Source organism: Janthinobacterium sp. FT14W (genome assembly GCF_009208755.1).
Lineage (GTDB): Bacteria > Pseudomonadota > Gammaproteobacteria > Burkholderiales > Burkholderiaceae_D > Janthinobacterium > Janthinobacterium violaceinigrum.
Genome location: NZ_WFLL01000012.1, coordinates 101,369 through 123,896, shown reverse-complemented (window position 1 = coordinate 123,896; position 22,528 = coordinate 101,369). Strand labels below are relative to the sequence as shown.

22 protein-coding genes and 1 pseudogene are annotated in these 22,528 nt (G+C 60.3%); 11 read left to right on the top strand and 12 right to left on the bottom strand.

What is annotated here, in order from left to right; genetic code table 11:
• Window positions 1-26: 26 nt before the first annotated feature.
• The 4 genes from GCN74_RS11045 to GCN74_RS11030 all read right to left on the bottom strand — a co-directional run bounded on the left by GCN74_RS11045 (window position 27) and on the right by GCN74_RS11030 (window position 3,237).
• Window positions 27-1,004 carry a site-specific integrase gene (locus GCN74_RS11045; RefSeq protein WP_226938989.1) on the bottom strand — a complete coding sequence of 326 codons (978 nt, stop codon included), beginning with the start codon at window positions 1,002-1,004 and terminating at the stop codon, window positions 27-29.
• A gap of 245 nt (window positions 1,005-1,249) precedes the next feature.
• Window positions 1,250-1,582: a hypothetical protein gene (locus GCN74_RS11040; RefSeq protein ID WP_226938988.1), complete on the bottom strand. Its 333-nt coding sequence runs from the start codon at window positions 1,580-1,582 to the stop codon at window positions 1,250-1,252.
• Between the two features lie 203 nt (window positions 1,583-1,785).
• Complete coding sequence (locus tag GCN74_RS11035) at window positions 1,786-2,571, bottom strand: hypothetical protein (protein ID WP_152256724.1); 786 nt, start codon at window positions 2,569-2,571, stop codon at window positions 1,786-1,788.
• A 48-nt stretch (window positions 2,572-2,619) separates the two neighbouring features.
• Window positions 2,620-3,237, bottom strand: a complete 618-nt coding sequence (locus GCN74_RS11030; RefSeq protein ID WP_152256723.1) for a hypothetical protein — start codon at window positions 3,235-3,237, stop codon at window positions 2,620-2,622.
• Window positions 3,238-3,365: 128 nt separating this feature from the next.
• Here GCN74_RS11030 and GCN74_RS11025 point away from each other — a divergent pair, with 128 nt between their 5' ends.
• Window positions 3,366-3,623: a helix-turn-helix domain-containing protein gene (locus GCN74_RS11025; RefSeq protein WP_152256722.1), complete on the top strand. Its 258-nt coding sequence runs from the start codon at window positions 3,366-3,368 to the stop codon at window positions 3,621-3,623.
• A gap of 44 nt (window positions 3,624-3,667) precedes the next feature.
• On the opposite strand, the gene GCN74_RS11020 is transcribed toward GCN74_RS11025, so the two are convergent.
• Together GCN74_RS11020 and GCN74_RS11015 are read right to left on the bottom strand one after the other, a co-directional pair.
• Window positions 3,668-4,186: a hypothetical protein gene (locus GCN74_RS11020; RefSeq protein WP_152256721.1), complete on the bottom strand. Its 519-nt coding sequence runs from the start codon at window positions 4,184-4,186 to the stop codon at window positions 3,668-3,670.
• Between the two features lie 439 nt (window positions 4,187-4,625).
• On the bottom strand, window positions 4,626-5,903 hold the full coding sequence (locus GCN74_RS11015) for a tyrosine-type recombinase/integrase (protein ID WP_226938987.1): 1,278 nt from the start codon (window positions 5,901-5,903) through the stop codon (window positions 4,626-4,628).
• A gap of 180 nt (window positions 5,904-6,083) precedes the next feature.
• Here GCN74_RS11015 and GCN74_RS11010 point away from each other — a divergent pair, with 180 nt between their 5' ends.
• Both GCN74_RS11010 and GCN74_RS11005 read left to right on the top strand, forming a co-directional pair.
• A complete protein-coding gene (locus GCN74_RS11010; protein ID WP_193317040.1) occupies window positions 6,084-6,863 on the top strand; it encodes a helix-turn-helix transcriptional regulator in 780 nt (259 codons plus the stop codon).
• An 83-nt stretch (window positions 6,864-6,946) separates the two neighbouring features.
• Window positions 6,947-7,570: a LysE family translocator gene (locus tag GCN74_RS11005; protein WP_152256720.1), complete on the top strand. Its 624-nt coding sequence runs from the start codon at window positions 6,947-6,949 to the stop codon at window positions 7,568-7,570.
• Here the strand turns inward: GCN74_RS11005 and GCN74_RS11000 are convergent.
• Window positions 7,546-8,085, bottom strand: coding sequence for a hypothetical protein (locus tag GCN74_RS11000; protein WP_152256719.1), 540 nt, complete (start codon window positions 8,083-8,085; stop codon window positions 7,546-7,548). The two genes, GCN74_RS11005 and GCN74_RS11000, sit on opposite strands and share 25 nt — an antisense overlap.
• A gap of 73 nt (window positions 8,086-8,158) precedes the next feature.
• Complete coding sequence (locus tag GCN74_RS10995; protein ID WP_152256718.1) at window positions 8,159-9,184, bottom strand: LacI family DNA-binding transcriptional regulator; 1,026 nt, start codon at window positions 9,182-9,184, stop codon at window positions 8,159-8,161.
• Between the two features lie 207 nt (window positions 9,185-9,391).
• On the opposite strand from GCN74_RS10995, the pseudogene GCN74_RS10990 reads away from it, so the two are divergent.
• The 4 genes and pseudogenes from GCN74_RS10990 to GCN74_RS10975 all read left to right on the top strand — a co-directional run.
• Window positions 9,392-10,630: pseudogene (locus GCN74_RS10990) on the top strand (malic enzyme-like NAD(P)-binding protein); the annotation flags it as partial.
• Window positions 10,631-10,955: 325 nt separating this feature from the next.
• Window positions 10,956-12,095, top strand: coding sequence for an O-antigen ligase family protein (locus GCN74_RS10985; protein WP_226938986.1), 1,140 nt, complete (start codon window positions 10,956-10,958; stop codon window positions 12,093-12,095).
• Window positions 12,096-12,146: 51 nt separating this feature from the next.
• Window positions 12,147-13,880: a lipid A export permease/ATP-binding protein MsbA gene (msbA, locus tag GCN74_RS10980; RefSeq protein WP_152256715.1), complete on the top strand. Its 1,734-nt coding sequence runs from the start codon at window positions 12,147-12,149 to the stop codon at window positions 13,878-13,880.
• 34 nt (window positions 13,881-13,914) lie between these two features.
• On the top strand, window positions 13,915-15,015 hold the full coding sequence (locus tag GCN74_RS10975; protein ID WP_152256714.1) for a glycosyltransferase family 9 protein: 1,101 nt from the start codon (window positions 13,915-13,917) through the stop codon (window positions 15,013-15,015).
• A gap of 15 nt (window positions 15,016-15,030) precedes the next feature.
• On the opposite strand, the gene GCN74_RS10970 is transcribed toward GCN74_RS10975, so the two are convergent.
• From GCN74_RS10970 to GCN74_RS10955, 4 genes are all read right to left on the bottom strand, one after another.
• Window positions 15,031-15,642, bottom strand: a complete 612-nt coding sequence (locus GCN74_RS10970; protein WP_152256713.1) for a response regulator transcription factor — start codon at window positions 15,640-15,642, stop codon at window positions 15,031-15,033.
• Window positions 15,629-17,224, bottom strand: coding sequence for an ATP-binding protein (locus tag GCN74_RS10965; RefSeq protein WP_152256712.1), 1,596 nt, complete (start codon window positions 17,222-17,224; stop codon window positions 15,629-15,631). Before GCN74_RS10965 ends, GCN74_RS10970 begins: the two co-directional genes overlap by 14 nt.
• A gap of 118 nt (window positions 17,225-17,342) precedes the next feature.
• Complete coding sequence (locus GCN74_RS10960) at window positions 17,343-18,731, bottom strand: ATP-binding protein (RefSeq protein WP_152256711.1); 1,389 nt, start codon at window positions 18,729-18,731, stop codon at window positions 17,343-17,345.
• The gene (locus GCN74_RS10955; RefSeq protein ID WP_152256710.1) at window positions 18,728-19,414 is read right to left on the bottom strand and encodes a response regulator; all 687 of its coding nucleotides are present in this window, start codon (window positions 19,412-19,414) and stop codon (window positions 18,728-18,730) included. The genes GCN74_RS10960 and GCN74_RS10955 overlap by 4 nt, the downstream gene beginning before the upstream one ends.
• A gap of 157 nt (window positions 19,415-19,571) precedes the next feature.
• Here GCN74_RS10955 and GCN74_RS10950 point away from each other — a divergent pair, with 157 nt between their 5' ends.
• The 4 genes from GCN74_RS10950 to GCN74_RS10935 all read left to right on the top strand — a co-directional run bounded on the left by GCN74_RS10950 (window position 19,572) and on the right by GCN74_RS10935 (window position 22,487).
• Window positions 19,572-20,393, top strand: coding sequence for a MipA/OmpV family protein (locus GCN74_RS10950; RefSeq protein ID WP_193317039.1), 822 nt, complete (start codon window positions 19,572-19,574; stop codon window positions 20,391-20,393).
• A gap of 169 nt (window positions 20,394-20,562) precedes the next feature.
• Window positions 20,563-21,036: a universal stress protein gene (locus tag GCN74_RS10945; RefSeq protein ID WP_193317038.1), complete on the top strand. Its 474-nt coding sequence runs from the start codon at window positions 20,563-20,565 to the stop codon at window positions 21,034-21,036.
• A gap of 45 nt (window positions 21,037-21,081) precedes the next feature.
• Window positions 21,082-22,074 carry a VirK/YbjX family protein gene (locus tag GCN74_RS10940; RefSeq protein ID WP_193317037.1) on the top strand — a complete coding sequence of 331 codons (993 nt, stop codon included), beginning with the start codon at window positions 21,082-21,084 and terminating at the stop codon, window positions 22,072-22,074.
• 182 nt (window positions 22,075-22,256) lie between these two features.
• Window positions 22,257-22,487: a DUF6139 family protein gene (locus GCN74_RS10935; RefSeq protein WP_152256706.1), complete on the top strand. Its 231-nt coding sequence runs from the start codon at window positions 22,257-22,259 to the stop codon at window positions 22,485-22,487.
• Window positions 22,488-22,528 lie beyond the last annotated feature (41 nt).

Sequence of the window (22,528 nt, the reverse complement as noted above, 5' to 3'; positions counted from 1 at the left end):
ATCAGGCCGAACTGTGGGGCGGCCAGTCAGAGCAAGCTTGGAATCTTGCGTTTGGCAACCGGTCGAATATAACGTGCAAGCGTCACATCCGACCGATGGCCAGTCTGTTCTCGGATTTGGTAAGGCTGCAGTCCAACGTTCGCGGCCTCTGTGCAGTAACCAGCGCGTAGGCTGTGCCCTGCCACCATCTTTGCCGATTCTTCACCGGCCATCTTGCAGACCGACGACTTCACAATCAGAGCTACAGATTGCGGCGTAAGTGCCTTGCTGCTTATAACTTGATCATGTCGGTTAATCGGCCTGAACAGCGGACCAGCGACAATTCCAGCAAGTTGAAGCCAATTCTTCAGCACCGTCACCGGACATCGGCTACCTCTTGCATACGGAATGAACACAGTTCGCCCTGCCCCTTCTTGATCCGTCTTGGACCGCCGAATCAGCAACTCCACTCCAGCATCGAATTGCGTCATATCCTCGTATTGCAGAGCAACCAGTTCAGAACGCCTGAACGCGCCGGCAAATCCTATAAGCAGAAGCGCCTTGTCGCGTGCAGCCTTCATCGGCGCCTGCTGATCGATATGCACCATCATTTCTAGCAGGTCGTCCTTAACGAGGGCTGTTACGCGGCGCTGCTTTATGCCGAGCGTCCGGCGAATCCCCTGCATTGTCCGCTTGACGAGGTGATCCTTCATCGGCGAATCCAAGCCTTTATCAGCATGCGCCCTGTGGGTAGCGATGAGGCGATGTTGCAGCGTCGCGACCGCCAAGGTACCGGCAAAGCTTGCTAAATATTCAGCGACCATCGCGGCGCTTGCGGGTATCGTTCCACCATATTGTTTGAAGTGGCGGATGTCCGCATCGTAGGCCCGCGTGGTGGCGTTTGACTGAGCCGCTGCTGAGTAGCTAGCCACTAGCGCTGATGGCACCCCCTGAGGCGTAATGATCGGTGGCACGGCGTGGGCGGATTTCGATGAATTCGTGGGGATCTTGCTTGAAGTTTTCATAGTTGCTTTCGATGCGCTCTACCGGGAAGCTGCGCTGAAGGGAAGCGCTGCAACCGGATCAATTTTCCATGCACGACACCTATTGGTGCAGGAGAATTCAAACGGTTACAGCGGAAGTAAGTAAAATGACGGTGTGGCAGCTAGTGCCTGGGATATGCAGATTGACAGATCAACGATCTGAAGTAATCGGTTTTTGAACGATCAGCCTGGTCTATTGGCCGACGCCCAACTGAAATACGCGTATTTCAGTACTCACTGGGCAGCAACAAAGTGGTGACCGACCGGTCTGCCTCGGTGATTACCCACAGACGAGCTTTGCCGATATCGTAGGCTGAGAACACACGCAGTCCATGTGTGATCGCATCAAGGTTCGATTGCGCATCCTCCGCGCAGATAGATCCAAAGTCACCGTGACGATGTCTGGTCAGGTAGTCGGATGCATTCACTCCAGCTTGATCAAGTAAATCCAAAGCCCCTGGCGTAGCCACGGTAGCACCTAGAGCAAATTTAGGAAAATCATGTGTCACTGCCTGCCCTGTATTGCCGGGCAACCAACGGCTATTGTAAAAATTTTTCATGTCAACCTTTGATGGTAAGAAATTACGCACGTGCGTACACCGCAGCCTCGACAGAAGAGAGATGCACGGTTTTGCTGATTTGAGGATAGGGAACAGCAGGTCAGAGTAGTTTTTGACCTGCTTGCAAACTAATTGAAGGCATCAATTGACGTAAAGATGCTGTTACTGGAAGGGAACTGCGGGGACTGACAAATGCAATGAGACTACTTGCATGTAGAGGTGGCAGCAGCTATGGCCTCATTCCGCACAAGCTCTTCCATCCCAGCACTGGAGCGAAACTCTTCCCCAGCGGCTGTAGCGGCTGCGGCAGCCTGCTCAACTTCGCTGGAGTGCTGTTTGTCCCAAGCCACCATTTTTGCCTCTACGCAAGGAGAGACCTGAGTTGAAGCGTCTTGATCATTGCCCTTTTGCTCACTTCGCGCAGGCGGCGTTACTGCAGCAGTGGAAGATTTAAGTTCGGGACGGTTGGTACCTTCACTAACTGCAGCCCATTCAGCAGCATCCCGACTAAATGCTAACTGCACCAGCTCGCCCCTTAACCGCCAGCCGCTCTCTGATTTGACTAGCTCACCAGCACCAGAGATATCATACTTTTTCGTTGGTAAGCCTCGGATGCGCACATCCACCAATTGCGCAATAACGAAATGGCAGCCTAGATAGGCCGTGTCTCGTTCATGAGCCATAAACGCACTCGATGTTTCCTCTGGCGTTGCTTTTAGAGTTAATTTGGCTGAAAAATCGACCTGATAGGAATCCTCGGTTGCAATTCCATCCAACTTGCGAACATCGCTTACTGACCATAATGGGCAGTTCGACAGCTCTGCCATTACATACGGCTCTATATCCGAAGCACCTGGCTTCGGCTGGCCGCATGCTGAAAGTATGCAGGCAGAACTAAGAATAATCGCCCCTCTAAAGACTTCATGCATGGTGGGCAAAAATAGAATTTTCCGGCAACTTAGCCGGTCCTTTGTCGCGTTCAGTTGCATAATGCTCCTCATAGATAATGTTGAAAACGGCTGGCGACTCGCACCTAGCTACTCAAACCCACCTGCCCTGATTGAGCGACGGGATGCCGATTCGATAGCAGCGATGCATTCGTCCCGCTTTTGCTTGTTGGTGAAAGTCATCGCCCGCGAACCGAATGTGCCGTGTACGTACAGGCTTTTACCGGCCTCGCGGGTGATCTTTGTAATTGCGGACAGGGGAACACTGTCTACAGTTCCCATATCTCTCAAGATGCGAAAGCTCAGATAGTCGGTAACCCCATAGCTGGCCATATCGCATGGAAGCACAACTCTGTCCTGCAAGGGGTCGACTAGAACACCGAAATACGTTGCGGCGAGCCAGCAAGCAACCTGTCGGCCCAAGTATAAGAACAGGAGGGCAAGGCATGGTGCCACGACGATGCTGAGGTACCAAGGCCCCTGTACGAGCGCAAGAATCAAGTAAGCCGACACGATCGTGAGAACGCCCCCAACACCCAGTGGATACCAAAGACTTTCGGTATCGAAAATCCGCTGCGATGAAGCGTTCGCAGCAAACTTCCTTTTTAACCGGCTGTAGTGTCTCCACGCGAAGACAAGAAACGGAATGAAAACGATCATGCTCAATGCGATGTACAAATCGCTATCGTCCTTCTTTTTTGCTGCCAATTGAATCTCCTTAATGAGGAATACAAGAATAGCCAATCAATGAAATAACACTTTGAGTTTACTTATTGTCTCATGGAAATTATTTTAAGCAAACTCAAAGTGGGTGGAGTTAGCTATCGAAAAAATGGATGCTTGCGCCTGTGACAAGCCTCCAATACCAAAAATGCGATGCGCAGCTGCTGTTCGCCGCCAACATGAGACGCATACGCCTCGCCAAATCTCTGACCCAAGAGAAGGTCGCGGAGTATGCCGAGCTGCACAAGAATTACATTTCTTCCGTTGAACGCGGCGAGAGAAACATTTCAATCTGCAATATCGAGCGCATCGCACGCGCTCTTGGTGTGTCCATGGCAGAGTTGCTGTCTCCCTCACCGCCTCAGGAATAGAAGATAAAGTCGATCCCTTTACCTACACATAGACGCGCGCCATCTCACTTCTTCGTCGATGAAGCGATCTTTCCCATCGGATGCACGCCGATATACCAAGCAGGCAGTAACACATCGAGATCAGTACGGACGTGCAACTTCACATCTGCTGCCGCAGGGTCAATTGCGTAGGTGACAAACTTCCCGTCGTGACTGCCCTTGGCCTTATGGACGACAACAAAGCGACCCATCTCCCAATCGGTGTCATAGTCGACCAGGGCCATGCAGAGATCCGGCAGGGTTGCTGGGCCGGTGCACTCTTTCCACACTGTTGCTACCCAACCATACTTTGCGAAGATACTCGCGAGAAAATCGGCATCGATCCAGTGGCTATACGGCCCAGTTGCAGGCATGCCAAGCTCCTCTGCCTTTTTGAAGACATCCTCAATCGTTGTGGAGGCGATAATCGCAATCGATGCGAATGCATACGCGTGACGATCCTTGGTGCCAACATGTTTGAATGCTGGTTGGAAGCCTGCGGCGCTGGAAGTCACTACATTTGGGAGGATTGGTACGGTGGTCATATTTGTTCCTTGAAATGATAAAAGAAGCGCGCAGCAACGCCTGCCCGAACAAGCGGCGACCAAGATCAGGCTGTAATGACATAGGGGGAATGCTGAAGCATCGATCCGCCGTCCTTGCTTCGGAGGCGACTTGCTCAGACTTGCGGCGCTGCGCGATGAATCGAGTTCTGCACAATGAACGGTGCACAGTTTGAACTCAACATCAAAATTTTACCACAAAGACAATATTAATAATAAAGTAAATAACTTTGCCGCCTTCGCTGCTGTTCTAACCATTCAGAAGGAAATTTGCTATGTATATCGGCGAACAGCAGCTGAGCATTCGTGCGTAACATGCCAGAGAACCGCTTAAACGGCCAGACAAGCGCATAACGCGCGTCATGTGTCACTTTGCATCACCAACGACGAGCAATGGCATACAGCGCGGGATTTTCCAAATCTAGCTTTGGGGCAATTCGAGGCGTTGTAGATATGCTCCCCAGATGGCAAGCGCTTCTCTACGCTCGGAGAAATAAGTATGGACATCATAAATTCCTTCGATGCCAGGAAGCTTGTGATTGAGGCACATCTCAGTGATATCGCGCCCGATACCCAACGCGCGCATGTGACTTTTCGCCGTCGAGCGCAGATCATGGGGAGTAAACCGCCTGATTGCGGGCTTATGTTCAGTAATCCAGAACTCGATCGCAGCTCCAATCGTGTTGGGATTGATCGGGGCATCACCACCAAACTTGGCTTTGCGCCGTTCGGCTCTGCTGGGCAGGATGTATGCCGAATCACCACTCAATGTCTTGAGTTCTTTCAGCCAGTTCACAACAGGTTCCGACAATGGAATTTGCATCCCTGGCCCTGTCTTTGTTGACGGTACACTCCACACCGAGGCAGCAAAATCAAACTGCTCCCATTGAGCATTGCGGAGTTCGTCTGAACGTACAGCTGTTCCTAGCAACAATCTGACTGCCAGGCAATTTTCACGATTCATTTCCGCACTAAAAAGTATCTTCAATTCAGCTTCGGAGAGCATCAACCTGAGTCGAACCGGCGGGCGTCGCCCGAGTAAGGCTGCTAGTTCGATACCGGCACATGGATTTGCCGGCACCAGCTTTCTACCCGCGGCGTGCCTGAACAGCATCCTGGCCGTCGACAAAAGCATGCGCGACTCATTCCAAGGGGCGTCAACGTATTCGATCAGCTCAACTATGTCCATTGATGAAACCTGAGATACTGCCAGAGCTCCCAAACGGTTTTCTATCCTGAGCAAATTCCGTCCATAGCCGCTTTGCGTACTCTTGCCGAGATCTGCCAAGATTTTGTCGCGATAGTCTTCTATTAAGCGGCGAACTGTCCAGTCCTTCAAGGTCATGGAAACGGCGCGACGCTTATCCGCCGCCGGGTCACCACCCCGATCTATTTCCACACGCTTTTCCCTGGCAATCTTCCTTGCGGCGGCCAAGCCGAGATCAGGATAGTTACCAAGAGTAAGTTCTCGAACCCTCCCACCATATCGATAACGCAAGATCCATGAGGCCGTGCCACTTTTGGAGAGGGTAAAAGTCAAACCATCTCCGTCAGACCTTGCCAAAGGCACAGGAAGCACTGTAACTTCCTGGGTTTCAGGATCGCGTACGGTCGGTGCCTCATCATTTTCAACGGCTCTGAGCCAGTGTTGCAACTGCATGGCATCGAGACCATCTCGCTTCCTGATTTTTAGTGTCATATTCCATCCATTATGTGTAGCTACGCAATTAGCTACACATAATATTAGCAACGTTGATAGACGTCAATAGATGAATCAAGACAAAAATTCAATTAAATCAAATACTTACACTTAAAACATAGACCCCAATGGATGATGCTAGACATTAAAAAAACAATACGACGTGATCCTGATGTAGCCATGCCCGGCGACACCGCCTTCTGGCGCGACCCCTTGCTCCCCCACGTGGAAAGCCGGCGCGCCTGTCACAGCCGGGCTTGCTACAAGCCCCATAGCCATCCCACGTTTTCCATCGGCGCCGTCGATGCGGGCGGCAGCGTCTTCACGGGCAGCCACGGCCGCCAGAGCGCGCTGCGTGCCGGCAGCCTGGTGCTGGTGCCGGCCGGCTGCGTGCACGCCTGCAATCCCCTGCCCGGCATGGCCTGGGGCTACCAGATGCTGCATCTCGATGCGCAGTGGCTGCGCGCACGCGCGCCGGCGCTCGATGGCGGGACGGCGCGCGTGCTCGATTGTCCGCTGCTGTATGCGCAGTTCTGCGCGATGAACGCGTTGCTGTTTTCAGCAGGCAGTGCGCACGAGAAGGATGTTGCGCTGCTGGCGTTTCTGGCCGATTGCGCCTGCGCCAGCACAGACGTGCTGCCTTCGGCACGCCAGCCCGTACCGCAACGGCTGGCGCCCGTGCTGGACACGCTGGAAGCGCAGCCGCTGGCCAGCCTGGCGCAACTGGCGCAGTCGGCGGGATTGAGCCGCTATCAGCTGATCCGCGCTTTTCGCGCCGCCACCGGCATGACGCCGCACGCGTACCAGCTCAATGCCAGCATCAACCGCGCGCGCGGCAGCCTGCAGGCAGGCACGGCCCTCGCACAGTTGGCCCATGAGCTGGGCTTTGCCGACCAGAGCCATTTCCAGCGCGTCTTCAAGGCCCATGCGGGCATCACGCCGGGACGCTACCGCAACTAGGCCGGAGCGCGCAATTTTCTTCAATACGCGCCGTCGGTCCATCGCCATACTGGCCGCTCCATCGTTGCCGGAGCCGCCTAGTCATGCAGGACTTTCTACTCATCGCCGGTGCCCATTTCCTGGCCTTGCTGTCTCCCGGTCCCGATTTTTTCCTCATTGCCCGCAGCTCCCTGGCCCATGGCTGGCGCGGCGCCACGGGCGCGTGCATCGGCATTGCGCTGGCCAATGGCGTATTTATCGCGGCGGCGTTTGGCGGCTTGTCGGTGCTGCAGGCGGGCAGTAAAGCATTTCTTGTGGTGCAGCTGGCCGGCTGCGCCTACCTGTTTTACCTGGGCTGGCTGTTCCTGCGCCATGCAGGAAAAAGCAGCCTGGCCCCGGCACCCGCCACGGGCAAGGCGCACTGGCGCGGCGGCCTGGTGATGGGCTTTGTCTCCGCCATCCTGAATCCGAAGAATGCGCTGTTCTATGTCAGCCTGGCCACCGTGCTGGCCGGCCGGCAGACGCGTCCCGGCACGATGGCGGCGTATGGCGCGTGGATGGTCTTTGCCGTGCTGGCGTGGGATATGGCGGTGGCGCTGGCGATTGGCAGCGCCGCCCTGCGCCAGCGCTTTGCGCGTGCGCTGCCGTCGCTGGAACGGCTATCGGGCGTGATGCTGGTGGGGCTGGCGGCGGTGCTGCTGGTTCAGGCTGGCAGCGGATCCAGGTAAAACACGGCATACACTTTCAAGGGTGTGGTTTCCGTGGCCTTTTCCGAGCGCACGACGGAGCAATCGTCTGCCGCCAGGCTGCGCCAGTTCTGGACGCCCGCCTTGGCGAACATGGCGTGCGCAGGGGCATTCGCGGCCAGGTCCAGCACCAGGCAGGCGTTGCGCGGGCCGGCGCCGTAGTTGACGGCGCGGATCTCGATGCCGAAAGTCGTCATCCACGGTTCCCACAGGCCTTTTTCCTTGCCGGCCGCAATGCGGTCCAGCATTTCGCCAAACGTCAGGCCCTTCTTGACGGTATCGCGCAATGCCTGCAACGACGGCGCCAGGCGGGGGTCGGGCTGCTTGTTGCCGGCGCGGATCTCGGCGATCGCCTTCAGTTCCTTGATGATGGCCGCATCGCGCTCCGTGTAGTCGCGCATGCGCGCGTAAAACTCGGCGTCGAGGAAAGGATTGACGGTCAGCTTGACGGCGCCCTCTTCGCGGCGTTTGGGGGAAGGCGTGTTGGTTTTGGTCATGGCGATCGAGGGGCAAAATACGTTGAGGGGCGCCAGTGTACCACCTTGCTGCGGCGCGGCCACCGGCGTTGCATCAGCCCCGGGGAGCGGCAGTCGATTCGCGCACCACCAGTTCCGGTTTCAGGCGCACGTCGAGCACCGAGGAATCGGGCGAGTCGATGGTCTGCAGGATCAGCCGGGCCGCTTCCGTGCCGATGCCGTGGTGGCGGATGCGGATGGTGGTCAGGGGCGGGCGGATCATGTCCATGTACGGCATGTCGTTGTGGCCCACCACGGAAATATCTTCGGGACAGCTCAAGCCCAGTTCGCGGATGGCGTCGTAGCAGCCGAGGGCCACCAGGTCGCTGCCCGTCACCACGGCCGTCGTCTGCGGCGACTGGCGCAGCAGTTCCAGCAGGGCGGCCTTGCCGCATTCGCGCGAGTAGCCGCTGCTCTCGAAGACGAAGGCCTGCGACGGATCGAGTTCGCTGGCCTGGATGGCGGCCAGGAAGCCCAGGCGGCGCACGTGGCCCGTGGACAGGTTTTCCGGTCCCGCGATGTGGGCGATATGGCGGTGCCCCTGCGCCAGCAAGTGCTCCACGGCCAGGCGCATGCCCACCACGTCGTCGCTGACCACGCAGGAAGCGACGCCCGTCTCGTCGCTGCGGTTGACGGTGACGACGGGCACATTCTGGTCGATGCACATCTTGATGACGGGATCGTGGCGGCGCGCCGTGGCCAGGATCAGGCCATCGACCTGCTGCCCCAGCAGCCGGTTGATGACGAACAGCTGCTCTTCCTCGTCGGCGCCCACATTGGCGACGATGGCCAGATAGCCATGCTTGCGCAAGCCTTCCTCGATGCCCAGCAGGATCGGCGGGAACACGGCGTTGGTAATGTCGGGCAAGACCACGCCGATGATGCGCGACTTGCGCGTGACCAGGGTGGAGGCGGCGCGGTTGGGACGATAGCCGAGCCGGCTGGCCTCGGCCAGCACGCGCGCGGCCACCTCGGCGCTGACCATCTGCCGCGTTTCCGGGTTCATCACGCGCGAGACGGTGGAAAAGTGCACACCGCTGGCCCGTGCAACGTCGCTTAAGGTGGGGTTCTTGTTTGTCATGGGCTTCCCGGATCGCAATACAGTGATTTTATCGCAAAAATTCCCCCTTCCGTCAAAAACCGAGCAAACGCTTGCATTGAAATAAAGCCCTCAGCCAAAGCGGTTTTGATCGACTTCGCCACAAACGAGCCTTGACAGCGTGCAAACGCTTGCATACCATGGCTCGGATTGACCACTCGGGCTCTATCGGCCCTTCCCAGAATTCCTATGTCTACTTCCCACAGCAAGCACGCCGACCAGAACGGCGAAACCTTCAACCTGAAAGAAGCCGCCCTCGCCTATCACGCGGAACCCCGCGCAGGCAAGATTTCCGTCACGCCAACCAAACCGCTGGGCGACGCCCGCGCCCTGACCCTGGCGTATTCGCCGGGCGTGGCCTTCGCCTGCGAAGCCATCGTGGAAGATCCGCGCACGGCCGGCACCTACACTTCGCGCAGCAACCTGGTGGCCGTGATCACCAATGGCACGGCCGTGCTGGGCCTGGGCGATATCGGCCCGCTGGCCAGCAAACCGGTGATGGAAGGCAAGGCTTGCCTGTTCAAGCAATTTGCCGACGTCGACGTGTTCGACATCGAACTGGCCGAGAACGATCCCGACCTGTTCATCGACACCGTGGTGCGCATGGAACCGACCTTCGGCGGCATCAACCTGGAAGACATCAAGGCCCCCGACTGCTTCTATATCGAGCAGCAATTGCGCAAGCGCATGAACATTCCCGTCTTCCACGACGACCAGCACGGCACGGCCATCATCGTCGCGGCCGGCATCCTGAACGGCCTGGAACTGGTGGGCAAGGACATCGGCAACGTCAAGGTGGCCGTCTCGGGCGCCGGCGCGGCCTCGATCGCCTGCCTGGACCTGCTCGTCTCGCTGGGCCTGAACAAGTCGCTGCTGAAAGTCTGCGACAGCCAGGGCGTGATCTACCCGGGCCGCGACGCCAACATGGAAGAGAACAAGGCGCGCTACGCGAACGACACCAGCGACCGCGACCTGGCCGACGCCATGGTCGGCGCCGACATCTTCATCGGCGTCTCGAAGGGCGGCGTGGTCAGCGCGCAGATGGTCGAATCGATGGCCGCCAAGCCCTTGATCTTCGCCCTGGCCAATCCGCATCCGGAAATCGCTCCCGAGAAGGTGCATGCCGTGCGCGACGACGCCATCGTGGCCACGGGCCGTTCCGACTACCCGAACCAGATCAATAACGTGCTGTGCTTCCCGTACATCTTCCGCGGCGCGCTCGACGTGGGCGCCACCACCATCAACGAAGAGATGAAGCTGGCCTGCGTGCGCGCCATCGCCGCACTGGCCAAGGAACCATTGCCAGGCCATACCACCAGCGCGCTGACGCCGTTGCAACTGATTCCGTCGCCGTTCGACGAGCGCCTGCGCAGCTGGGTCGCGCCCGCCGTATCGCAAGCGGCCATCGCCACCAGCGTCGCCACCCGCGTGCCGGCAAACGCCTGATCCGCCTGACAGGCCTGCGGGCCTCGTCCAATTAACGGCAAGTTACCATTGCTTACAAAAAAACCATGGCTGAAAACCATGGTTTTTTGCATTCTCCCCCTTGAGAACGCCCATACCGTTATCGAAGAGCAAATTCCCCAGGGGCGTTTTTGCAGCCACCTTCGATTACAATGACGCCTACTTTATGTTGCAACAGTTGCCATAACGGCGATGACATGCGTTACCAAGGATATTCATGCTCGGCCTGACCTCTGTTTGTGTTTTTCTCTTTTCGGCATTGGCACTGGCTGTCACCAGCGGATATTCATTGGGCGCCCTGGTTCTTTTACTTGCCAGCATGTGCCTGGTATGGAAACGCCCCCGCCTGAACCTGCAACGCCGCGATTATCTGCTGCTGGGCACCCTGCTGCTGTACTTCGGTATTTTCACGGCCAACATGCTGTATCACGGCGATCCCGCGCGCGAACTCGACATGCCATTGCGGGCACTGCTGGCCATGCCCGTGCTGCTGCTGCTGATTGCCTATCCACCGCGCCCCGCGGCCTGGTGGAGCGGCCTGGCCATCGGCGCCATCAGCGGTGCGGCTCTGGCTTCCTGGCAATTTCTCGTGCTCGAAATGTACCGCCCGCAAGCGGCAACCAGCAATGCCATCCATTATGGCAATGTCAGCATGCTGCTGGGCATGCTGGCCCTGTGCGGCCTGGGCTGGGCGCGTGAGCAAAACCATCGCCTGGCATGGAGCCTGCTCCTGGTGGCTGGCGGCCTGGCCGGCATTCTGGGATCGGTCATCAGCGGCAGCCGCAGCGGCTGGCTGGTCTTACCCGCCTGCGGCTGCCTTTTTGCCTGCCATTATTCGAAAGGCCGCGGCGCCCGCTATCTGGCCGCGCTGCTGGGCGCACTGCTGGCGGCGTTCGTCCTTGCCTACACGCTTCCCAACTCCCGCGTGCCCCAGCGTGTGGCGGTGGCGGTCAATGACATCAAACAGTTTCAGGACAGCGACAACGTGACCACGTCCATCGGCCAGCGCATGGAAATGTGGCGCACCGCCTGGGCGCTGTCGAGCGAGCATCTCTGGCTCGGCATGGGACGCAACGGCTATCTGGCGGCCAAGCAGGAGATGGCCGACGAAGGCAAAATGGATAAAATCATCAAGGACTACACCAATGCCCACAACGACTACCTCGACGCCCTGGTCAAGCGCGGCATCATCGGCGCAATGGCCTTGCTTGCGCTCTTCCTCGTTCCGCTGACCCTGTTTGCCCGCGGCGTGCGCCACAGCGCCGCTGCAGCCCAGCCATATGCGCTGGCCGGCGTGATACTGTGCTCCTGCTACATGATTTTTGGCCTGACGACCAGTTCGCTCACCCTGAATATCGGCATCATCATGCTGGTCTTCCCCATGGTGATCCTGTGGGCCATGCTGCGCCGGCAGGAGCAAACCGCCTGAGCTCGATTTCCGCCCGACCGTTTTTGCCGTCCCCTGCAAGGAACCTTACCGATGCTCACGCCCGACCTGAAGCGCCTCACCGCACTGCACGCGCCCTACAAGAAACACCTGGCCCTGGCCCTGCTGGCGATGGTCGTCACGGCGGCCACGGAACCGCTGCTGCCGTATGCACTCAAGTTGCTGCTCGACAATGGTTTTGGCGGCAAGGTGAGTTTTTCCTTCTGGCTGGTGCCGCTGATCGTCATCGGCATCTTTGCCATGCGCGGCGCGTCGACGTTTGCCAGCAGCTACCTGATGAGCTATGTCTCCACGCGCATCCTCAACGAATTGCGGCGCCGCATGTTTGCCAGCATGCTCAACCTGCCCATCGACTTCTACAACACGCACACGGTGGGCAAAGTCATCAATTCCATCATGTTCGAAGTGCAGCAGATCATTGAAATGGTGACCAAGGTGTTTACCTCGATCGTGCGCTCCTCGCTGACCGTGCTGGGCCTGCTGGCATGGCTGCTGTACCTGAACTGGGTGCTGACCCTCGTCACCCTGGTGCTGCTGCCCCTGCTGACCATCGTCGTGCGCACCACGGGCAAGCGCCTGAAAAAGCTCAACCGCGACTCGCTGGCCGTCAATGCCGAACTGACCCAGGTCATCGAGGAAACCACGCGCGCGCAGCAAGTAATCAAGATCTTCGGCGGCCAGGACTACGAAAAATCGCGTTTCGAAGAGCGCGCCGAACAATTGCGCCGCTACAGCATGCGCATGACCACGACCTTTTCCGCCACCGTGCCCATCACGCAGGTGATCACGGCCGCCGCCGTGGCCCTGGTCATCGTGATGGCTCTGTTCCAGTCGGAGCAGGGACAGATCACGGTCGGCGGCTTTGTTTCCTTCATCACGGCCATGCTGATGCTGCTCACGCCCCTGAAGCAGCTGGCCGAAGTCAACGGCCCCCTGCAACGCGGCATGGCTGCCGCCGAGGAAGTCTTCCAGCTGATCGACAAGACACCGGAACGCACGGGCGGCATGCCCTTGGCTGGCCGCAGCAAAGGCCGCATCGAGTTCCGGGACGTGAGCTTTGCCTACCCCGGGCACCAGGAACTGGCCCTGCGGCACATCGACCTGAGCATCGCTCCCGGGCAAACGGTGGCCTTTGTCGGCATGTCCGGCGGCGGCAAATCGACGCTGGTCAGCCTGCTGCCCGGCTTTTATTCGGCCAGCAGCGGTGAAATCCTGCTCGATGGACAGAATATCGATGCCATCGCCCTGACCAGCCTGCGCAGCCAGATCGCCATGGTCAGCCAGCAGGTGGTGCTGTTCGACGATACCCTGGCCGCCAATATCGCGTATGGCGACGCGGCCCCGGACCGGCAGCGCGTCGAAGCGGCGGCAGCGGCGGCCTTCCTGTCGGACGTCATCGACGGCTTGCCCGACGGCCTGGAAACGCGCCTGGGCGACAACGGCTCGCGCCTGTCCGGCGGCCAGCGCCAGCGCGTGGCCATCGCCCGCGCGATCTACAAGGATGCGCCCATCCTGATCCTCGATGAAGCCACCTCGGCATTGGATACGGAGGCGGAACGGGCCGTGCAAGCGGCACTGGAACACTTAATGCAAGGTAAAACCACCCTGGTTATTGCTCATAGGCTATCAACAATTGAACGTGCGGACCGTATCGTGGTATTGTCACATGGGAAAATAATGGAAACCGGCAGTCACCAGCAATTATTGGATGCCGACGGCGCGTATGCCAATCTGCATCGCCTGCAATTTTCCCAGCAAGTGGCTTGACCCATCGAATGAATACCTGAAATCGTACTGATACATGACGCCTTTGATTCCCGCCGAACTTCTACAAAAGTCGGACAAAATTCTGTTCATCGCCCATCTGGCGCTGGGAGACTTTACATACCTGCAAAACGGTTTCCGCGCCTTTGCCGCGGCCTATCCCCATATCCAGATCCACCTGTGGGTTGATGAAGTACGCCGCACGGCCGACGCACGACAGTGGGAAGGCTTGCGCACCTATTCGCTGTACGACTGGGTGGAGCAATCGGGCCTGTTCACCAAGGTATACCGCAAGACCTACAGCCCCGCCCTCTACGAAGAGTCACTGCGCGAAGCACAGGCAGAGCACTATCCTGTCGTCGTGTCGCTGGCCCACGTCCGGCCGCAGCAATATGCGGACCTTGCCCGCGCGATCAGCCCGAACGGGCTGGTGATCGGCACGCGCAAACCGTTCAGCCCGCTGCGCCCCTGGCATTACCTGGCCTATCGCAAGATCGATGCCGTCCTGGCGTCATATGCTGGGCAGGATGCCGGCGAGCACCATATCAGCAGCGTGTATGCCGACTGGTTCCATCAATTGACGGGACTCGACATTCCCGTGGCCGAACGCTATCCCTTCGTGCACATTCCCCAGCCCGCATTGCAGCAGGCACAGGAACAGTTGGCCGCCTGGGGCTTTGCCCCGCGCCAGGGCCCGCTCGTACTGCTGAACCCGTTTGCCAAGTCGCACAAGCGCGGCTGGCCGCTGGAGCGCATTACCGAGCTGATCGCACGCATGCAAACGCTGCCGAAATGGCAGCACGCCTGCTTTCTGATCAATGCCATGCCGCAGGAACTGGCCAAGGTGAATGCCGTCGTGCAAGCGCACAACTTGCCGCGCACGCAAGCCTTCAGCGCCGTCGACAACTTTTTCCAGCTGCCGGCCATGCTGGCGCAATGCGATCTGATTATCTCGGTGGAAACATCGATCATGCACCTGGCGAATGCCGTGCATGTGCCCGTGGTGGCCTTGATGCGCAAGAAGAATCCCGAATGGGCGCCATTCGACAGCGCCAACAGCACCGTCATCACGGTGGCGCGGCGCAGCGACTGGGTCAAGGCGATTTCAGTCGATCAGGTATTGAAGACCATCGCGTAGACGACTGCTCAACGGCTAGCCGGTGCCCAGCATGCTGATGCGCACCAGGTCGGCCACATTGTCGACCCCCAGCTTGTCCATCAGGCGCGCCTTGTGCACTTCCACCGTACGCACGGAAATGCCCAGCGCCGGGGCGATATCGCGGTTGTGCTGCCCCGTCACCACCAGATGCATCACTTCCCGCTCGCGCGGCGTCAACGCGCGCAGCAGCGCTTGCCCCTCCGCCTGGCGCTGCAGCTGGCCGCGCGCATGCGCCTCGCGCGAAAACGCTTCTTCTATGGCTGCCAGCAACTTGTCGTGATCAAATGGCTTTTCCAGGAAATCGCTGGCCTGCGCCTTGAAGGCCTGGCGTGCCAGGGCGACGTCGCCATGCCCCGTGATAATAATGATGGGCAACATGCATTCCAGTTCCAGCAGGCGGCGCTGCAGGCTCAGGCCATCCATGCCCGACATGCGGATATCGATCAGCAGACAGCCGGCCCACTCGGGCCGCCAGCCTTGCAGGAAATCCTCGCCGCAGGAAAACAGGGCCGTGCGATAGCCGCGTATGCCCAACAGCAAACCCAGCGCATCGCGCACGGCGGGATCATCGTCCACGATAAACACCGTCAAGTTACTTGTCACCATACTCTCCCGTAGCGGCCGCACTGGCACGCGCCAGGGGCAGGATAAACCGAAAAATGCCATGCTTGCCCACTTCGGCCCACAACTGGCCGCCATGTGCCTCGACGATGGTGCGGCTGAGTACCAGCCCCAGCCCCAGGCCGCTGGCCTTGGTCGAGACAAACGGTTCGAACAGGCGTGCCGCCAGGCTGTTGGAAATGCCAGGGCCGCTGTCTTCCACGGACAGGCGCAGCCGCCCGCCCTCGAGCCGCTCGGCCGACACCGTGATGCGACGCTGGCCGCGCGGCTGGCCCATCACCGCATCCTGCGCATTGGCCAGCAAGTTACGCAGCACCAGCTCGATCTGCAGGCGGTCGGCATTGACGGCCAGCGGCGACGTCGGCGCCAGCACCAGCTCGATGCCATGCTCATGGAACAGGGGAGTGAACTGGCGCGCCATGCCCTCGATCAAGGCGCTCGCCTCCACCGCCTCGAGCTGCATCGCGCCAGTACGGAAAAAATCGCGCAGGCGACGCACCACGTCTGCGGCGCGCCCCGATTCCACGATCATATGTCCCACTGCGCCTTGCAGCAAGGCGCCGCTCTCGCCCCGTTCCAGCAGGTATTCGCACGCCTTGCCATAGGTCGACAAGGCCGTCAGCGGCTGGTTCAGCTCATGCGCGAGCGCGGCGGCCATCTCGCCGGCCGCCGCCAGGCGCATCGTGTGCTTGAGTTCATCGGCCACCTGGCGCATTTCATCGACGACAATGCCGATAAAAAATCCCACCAGCGCCAGCACGGCATCGAGCAGTTGCAATTCATAAAACTGGATATCGACGGCATGCGTCCATTTCACAAGAGTAATGATGCATAACTGCAATACAAACACGGCCAGCACGGCGCCATGCAAGCCCTGGCGCGAGGCGGCCCAGATCACGGGGAGAAACAGGAAATAGAAATGCTTGTATTCGGAGCGCACGATGGAACCGAAGACGCTCCACAGCACGAAGCTGGCCAGGGCCAGATACGCGAGGGTTTCCCAGCGCCAGACGGCGGCATGCAGGCGCTCGCGCCCCCGCTCGCTGAACAGCACCCAGATCAGCGGCATCGAGACCAGCAAGCCGACCGTGTCGCCGATGCCGAAACGCCATACGGCCGTCCCCCATTCACCGGCCGGGATGCGTCCCGTCAGCGACAGCAATGAAATATAGCCGAGCGCATTGAGCGCGGTGCCAAGCAGCACGATGGCGACCCAGGCCCCCAGGCGGCGCCGGTTGTCGAAGATATCGCTGCTGCTGAAACTGCGGCGCAGGGCCACGCCGATGCCGCCATAGCCGAGCACCAGCCACGCCGAACAAAGCAGGGTCAGGGGCAGGCCCGCCGGCATGCCGCGCACCAGCACTTCGCCGGCGAGCAAGGCGATAAACCACGGCAACGCCGCCTTGCGGCCATGGATCAGCCAAAATACGAGGCCCAGCGCGGGATCGGGATTCCAGGGGGTAATGTTCAACCCATACATCGGGTCGATGTATGTCGCCCAGTCAAACAGCAGATACAGGCCGACAAAGGCGGGATAGGACAGGTAGCGGGACAGGAATGGGCGCATAACGGTGTTTTCTGACTGTCCCGCATTATGCATCGCAGGCGTGCGCCACGCCATGGCATCTTGCGTTATCGGCACATAAAATAATTTTCATGCAATATCGCAAGACACGCCAGCGGCGTCAGGCCCCGGCCAGCGGCAGGCGCACCTCCACCAGCAAGCCCAGGCCGCCATTGCCTCTGTGCAATTGAATCGTGCCGCCATGCTGGTGCACGACGGAAGCGACGATGGACAAGCCCAGGCCACTGCCTGGCTGCGCCTGCTGCGGCGCGCGGAAAAAGCGGTCGAACACGCGCGCATACAGCTCTGGCGCGATGCCCGGCCCCTGGTCGGCCACATGCAGCACGGCCTGGCCCCGCTCCGCATGCAGCGACACCGTCACGCTGCTGCCGCGCGGGCTGTACTTGATGGCGTTTTCCACCAGGTTGTCGATCAGCGACACGAGGCTCTCGCGCTGTCCGGGCACGCTGAGCGAAACGCTGGCTTGCAGCTCGAGCTCGATATCGCCCGCCTGCGCCAGGCCGGACAGGGCCGCCAGCCGGTCTTGCAGCAAGGTATCGAGGGCCTGCCGCCGCGGCTGCTCGCCCGCGCCCGCCTGCACGTCGCTGCGCGTCAGCTGCAGCAACTGGCCCACCAGGCGCGCGGCCCGGTTGCCGCTATTCAAGATACCGTCCAGCAACTCTTGCTGGCGCGCGTCATGCGCCTGGCCTTGCAAGGCTTCGACATTCACGCGCATGGCCGCCAGCGGCGTGCGCAGCTCATGCGTGGCATCGGCGATGAAACTGCGCTCGCGCGCGGCACTGGCGTCGACGCGCTGCAGCAGCGCATTGATATTGTCGACCAGTGCCGCCAGTTCGCCATGCGGCGGCTTGAACGCCAGCGGACGCAAATCCTGCGGCCCGCGCGCCGCCACCTCCTGCGCCACCTTGCGCCACGGGCGCATGGCAAGGCGGATCGACAGCCAGGCCGGCACCAGCAGGAATGGCAGGCTGATCAGCAGCGGCAGCAGGTAATAGCCGTGCGAATTGATCGTGATGAAAAACTGCCAGGCCCCGCCCACCTCCAGTACCGTCACGCGCGTCTCCCCTTCGACCAGGCTGCGGCTGCGCCAGGCCTGTCCCTTGACGTACACCACTTCCATCTGTTCCGGGCCGGCGCTGCGGATGCCGCTGGGCGCATTCGGCGACTTGTAGACCAGCTTGCCCTCGCGCCAGACCAGGATGCGCGGCGCAAGTTCCGGCACTTTCCCCATTTCAAACTCTTCGCGCAAGGCTTCGTCGATGGCACGCAAGCTTTGCTCCTGGCGCACGGGCTGCTCAGCCAGGTTGTCCGTCACGCTGATAATGGCGTGCAAGACCCCGCGGGTCACATTGCTCGCTTCGCCCGTGCCCTCGAACAGCACGTAGGCCACGGCCAGGCTCCACAGCACGGTCAGCATCAGCATTTGCGCAAGCATCAGGCGGCGCACCAGGGTGGGCCGGCGCAGCATGGCCCAGAAACGCCCCATCATGCGCCAGCGCCCGGCGGAGCGGGGGTGTCGCCTTGCTGGTCGATGACATAGCCAACGCCGCGCACGGTACGGATATATCCTTCCCCTATCTTGCGGCGCAAGTTGCCCATATGCACATCCAGGGTATTGCTGGCATTGGCCAGCCCGCCGGGCAGGATATGTTCCTCCAGCACGCGGCGCGTGATGACGCGGTTGGCGCGCATCAGCAAAGTCTTCAGCAGGGCGTATTCGCTGGCCGTCAGCTCCACCGGCCGGCCGTGCACGCTGACCCGCCGCGTGGGCACCTGCAGCAGCAGGCCGCGCAACTCGATGGTGTCGCCGTCGAAGCCATAGCTGCGGCGTGCCAGCGCGCGCACGCGCGACAGCAGCTCGGCCAGCACGAACGGCTTCACCAGGTAATCATCGGCGCCGCCATCGAGGCCCCGCAGGCGCTGCTCCAGCGTGTCGCGGGCACTGAGGATGAGCACCGGCAAGCGGGCCGCGCGCAGCCGGGCCAGCAAATCGAGGCCATCGCCATCCGGCAAGCCCAGGTCCAGCAGCACCAGCTCGCAACTGTCATGCTCGATGCTGCGCGCCGCATCCTCGAGGCTGCGCACCCAGACCACCTGCATGCCCTGGTCGCGCAGGGCAATGCGCACGCCATTGCCCAGGTCCATATCGTCTTCTATCAGCAGTATCTTCATGGTGAGTATTAAACCACCACAAGCTGAAGAATGGGTAAAGAAGCCGTCTTCATGCAATCTTAATAAAAGGCTCATTCTTCCTTCATGGCACGGGCCGATACTGTCGGCAGTCAATCGAGCCACTCCGGACTCGGTTCTCCACCTGACGGAAAACTCCATGCACGCATCTACAACCTTGTTGACCTCGTTGGCACTGGCCTGCGGCCTGAGCCTGAACCCCCTGGCCGCCGCGGCAGCCGAACCGGCGCCGGAAAATGTCTTCACCATCGGCGGCGGCGTCGCCGCCGTGTCCAGCTATTCCGGCTCCGACAAGCTGTCGGCCTCGCCGCTGATCATCCTCGACTACGCCATGGCCAATGGCCTGTTCATCAGCACCTCGCGCGGCATCGGCTACGGCGGCCAGGCGGGCGCCTTCAGCTACAGCGCCGCACTGGGCTACCGCGGCAACCGCGAAGACCACAAGCGCAAGGGCATCAACGGCTGGGGCGGCAGCGATTACCTGAAGGGCATGGGCGAAGTCAAGGGCAACGCCAGCGCCCTGCTGAGCGCGGGGTACTCGCCAATGCCGGGCCTGTCGCTGAGCGTCTCGAGCGACATTCCCCTGTCGAACCGCGAAAATGGCGCGAATGTGCATTTCGGCGCCACAGGCCAGGTCTACGGCCGGGCCGACGCCAAGGGCATGCAGCAAGACAGCGTGAGCATCGGCGGCCAGCTGGGCTGGGGCGAGCGCAAGTACGTGCAGACCATGTATGGCGTGACGGCCACCCAGGCCGCGAATACCTCGTTCAAGCAATACACGCCCAAGGGCGGCTTCTATGAAGCACAGGCCACCGTCAACTGGGAGCACCGCTTCGATGCGCGCTGGAGCCTCAATACCCTGGTCGGCGTCGAGCACCGCATGGGCGACGCGGCCAAGAGCCCCATCGTGCAACGCAAGACGGCACCGATCGGTGCCGTGTATGTCACCTACCGCTATTAAAACAGGGCTGGCGTAAGGGAAACCCGTACGCCGTTTCGCCAATTTACAGGGGGCAGGGGCGTGGATAAGATGGCATGGTTTTTCCACCACGGCCAACCCTTCCATGCATGCATCGCGCCCTGCCCCGCAACGCCACCGCGCCCCGGATAGCGCCGCGGATGCGTGCGGCATGCCGGGCCAGGATACCTTGCTGCTGCTCTTGCCCGTCAAGCGCGCCAGCGACATCGTGTATGGCGCGCGCTATGCCAGGCGCTTGCAGGAATGGGGCATCAAGGTGCGCGTCAGCCTGCTGCACGTGACACCGGCGCCGCCGCGCCAGGCCAGTGGCGTGCCCCAGCACAGCGCCAGCGAGGGCCATGCGCTGGACCTGGCCACACAACAGTTGATGCACGAGGCGGGCCTGTACCTGAGCCGCACTCATATCGAATTCAACACCCATATTTTCGCCGGCGAACTGCTGTTTACGATCCTCGATACGGCTGAACTGCTGGGTTGCCACGAAGTTGTCTTGCCGGCGCACAGGCACAGCAGCTGGCCGCGCCATTTTTCCGGCGGGCTGGCCGGCAAGCTGGCGCGCGGCAGCCGCGGCACCACCATTCTGCTGGCAAACCACGAGGGCGTCAGCAGCCCGGTACCCGCCTGAGCCGAAACGGCCTGGACGTTCTCTCTTTACATGGACATGCGCACGATGATGCCAACTATTACCCTGTCTGACGGCCTGATGGCGATGCCGCCCGGCATGCGCCGCTGGCGCGAAGTATTCAAGCTACACTTGCGGGCCCGCGTGCAGCAGCGCCCCACCCGCCTCTGGCTACAACTGCTGAACTCGCATCCGGCGTTTCAGGATCTGGTACACGCCTATCCGCACATGATCCACAAGGTCTACCGCCCTTACCTGAGCCTGACCTTGAACTGCCAGCAGCGCGTGGAATTGCTGGCCGAGCACTACCGTTTCATCCTGCAGCAAGGCTGGGGCACGCTGATGGCGCAGGCGGCCCGCGGTCCCGTGCGCCTCGGCACGGTGCCGGGCAAATCGGGCGCGCCCTACCATTTGCAACTGTGTTCGCTGCACCCCATGGACCGCGAAGGCGAGATGGTGCTGCAACTGATGCATGACGACAACGTGCTCTATTCGATCGCCTTCTCCTTCTTCGGCTGCCCGCTGCGCGCCACCCTGGGCATGCGCATCGGCTGCGTGCAAGGCCCGAAGGGGCAGGAAAGCGCACAGCGCGTGCGCGAAGCAACGCGCGACTTGCACGGCTTGCGTCCCAAGACCCTGATGGTGCGCCTGGTGCGCCAGCTGGGACATGAACACGGCTGCCGCAAGATGATTCTTGTCGGTAATATCAACCGCGCCGTGCATCATTCCGCCAAGAAAGGCCGTCTGTTCGCCGACTACAATGCACTATGGCAAGAACTGGGAGCGCAAGCCCGCCAGGATGGCGATTTTGAGTTGCCGTGCGAAAACCTGCCCTCGCCGGTCATGGAAGACATCCCCTCGAAGAAGCGCTCGGAAGCGCGCAAACGCCACGAATTGACACTGGCCATGATCGGCAGCCTGCGTAGCGGCCTCGACGACCATCGCTGCCCCGTGCAGATCGCCTTGCCAGGCGCCGCGGCAACCTCCAGCGAGGTACGGCAATCGGCCATCGACGACGACTACGCTTCCGCTATCGCCTGAACGGCCCTGGCCACCGCACGACGCCCCGCCCCCGCGTCCTTGCCTGCCTTCACCAGCCACTCTCCCTTCCGCTTCCCTCGCCCACACGCTTAAACCCGTCCGCGGCACAATCCTGTTACGCTAGCGCTATCGGCATGCATTACGGTGCGCCGGTTTCCCCAACGCTTACTAGGAGGCAAGTCATGCGCGTAGACATCTACCGCCGGGCCGAGCACGACGGCATTTTTTCCTACCTCGCCGTGCCGGAAGGAAAGATCATTCCTGAAGAAGTGACCAATACCGACTGGCAACTCGAAGCACGCGCCAGCGAAGTAGCCGACGATGCCCAGGTCTTGCCCGACTACCATATTGAACAGCCGCACCAGCAGATCGCCGCCAAGGGCTATGCGATCACGGGCCTGAAAGACATGTAAACGTAAAAAAGCCAAACCAGAATGTCTCCGGTTTGGCTTTG

What these genes read in the sequence shown, in the direction of transcription:
- GCN74_RS11045 (WP_226938989.1), bottom strand. Translation starts at nt 1,004, where the DNA reads ATGAAAACTTCAAGCAAGATCCCCACGAATTCATCGAAATCCGCCCAC.
- GCN74_RS11040 (WP_226938988.1), bottom strand. Translation starts at nt 1,582, where the DNA reads ATGAAAAATTTTTACAATAGCCGTTGGTTGCCCGGCAATACAGGGCAG.
- GCN74_RS11035 (WP_152256724.1), bottom strand. Translation starts at nt 2,571, where the DNA reads ATGCAACTGAACGCGACAAAGGACCGGCTAAGTTGCCGGAAAATTCTA.
- GCN74_RS11025 (WP_152256722.1), top strand. Translation starts at nt 3,366, where the DNA reads ATGCTTGCGCCTGTGACAAGCCTCCAATACCAAAAATGCGATGCGCAG.
- GCN74_RS11020 (WP_152256721.1), bottom strand. Translation starts at nt 4,186, where the DNA reads ATGACCACCGTACCAATCCTCCCAAATGTAGTGACTTCCAGCGCCGCA.
- GCN74_RS11015 (WP_226938987.1), bottom strand. Translation starts at nt 5,903, where the DNA reads ATGACACTAAAAATCAGGAAGCGAGATGGTCTCGATGCCATGCAGTTG.
- GCN74_RS11010 (WP_193317040.1), top strand. Translation starts at nt 6,084, where the DNA reads ATGCCCGGCGACACCGCCTTCTGGCGCGACCCCTTGCTCCCCCACGTG.
- GCN74_RS11005 (WP_152256720.1), top strand. Translation starts at nt 6,947, where the DNA reads ATGCAGGACTTTCTACTCATCGCCGGTGCCCATTTCCTGGCCTTGCTG.
- GCN74_RS11000 (WP_152256719.1), bottom strand. Translation starts at nt 8,085, where the DNA reads ATGACCAAAACCAACACGCCTTCCCCCAAACGCCGCGAAGAGGGCGCC.
- GCN74_RS10995 (WP_152256718.1), bottom strand. Translation starts at nt 9,184, where the DNA reads ATGACAAACAAGAACCCCACCTTAAGCGACGTTGCACGGGCCAGCGGT.
- msbA (WP_152256715.1), top strand. Translation starts at nt 12,147, where the DNA reads ATGCTCACGCCCGACCTGAAGCGCCTCACCGCACTGCACGCGCCCTAC.
- GCN74_RS10975 (WP_152256714.1), top strand. Translation starts at nt 13,915, where the DNA reads ATGACGCCTTTGATTCCCGCCGAACTTCTACAAAAGTCGGACAAAATT.
- GCN74_RS10970 (WP_152256713.1), bottom strand. Translation starts at nt 15,642, where the DNA reads ATGGTGACAAGTAACTTGACGGTGTTTATCGTGGACGATGATCCCGCC.
- GCN74_RS10965 (WP_152256712.1), bottom strand. Translation starts at nt 17,224, where the DNA reads ATGCGCCCATTCCTGTCCCGCTACCTGTCCTATCCCGCCTTTGTCGGC.
- GCN74_RS10960 (WP_152256711.1), bottom strand. Translation starts at nt 18,731, where the DNA reads ATGATGGGGCGTTTCTGGGCCATGCTGCGCCGGCCCACCCTGGTGCGC.
- GCN74_RS10955 (WP_152256710.1), bottom strand. Translation starts at nt 19,414, where the DNA reads ATGAAGATACTGCTGATAGAAGACGATATGGACCTGGGCAATGGCGTG.
- GCN74_RS10950 (WP_193317039.1), top strand. Translation starts at nt 19,572, where the DNA reads ATGCACGCATCTACAACCTTGTTGACCTCGTTGGCACTGGCCTGCGGC.
- GCN74_RS10945 (WP_193317038.1), top strand. Translation starts at nt 20,563, where the DNA reads ATGCCGGGCCAGGATACCTTGCTGCTGCTCTTGCCCGTCAAGCGCGCC.
- GCN74_RS10940 (WP_193317037.1), top strand. Translation starts at nt 21,082, where the DNA reads ATGATGCCAACTATTACCCTGTCTGACGGCCTGATGGCGATGCCGCCC.
- GCN74_RS10935 (WP_152256706.1), top strand. Translation starts at nt 22,257, where the DNA reads ATGCGCGTAGACATCTACCGCCGGGCCGAGCACGACGGCATTTTTTCC.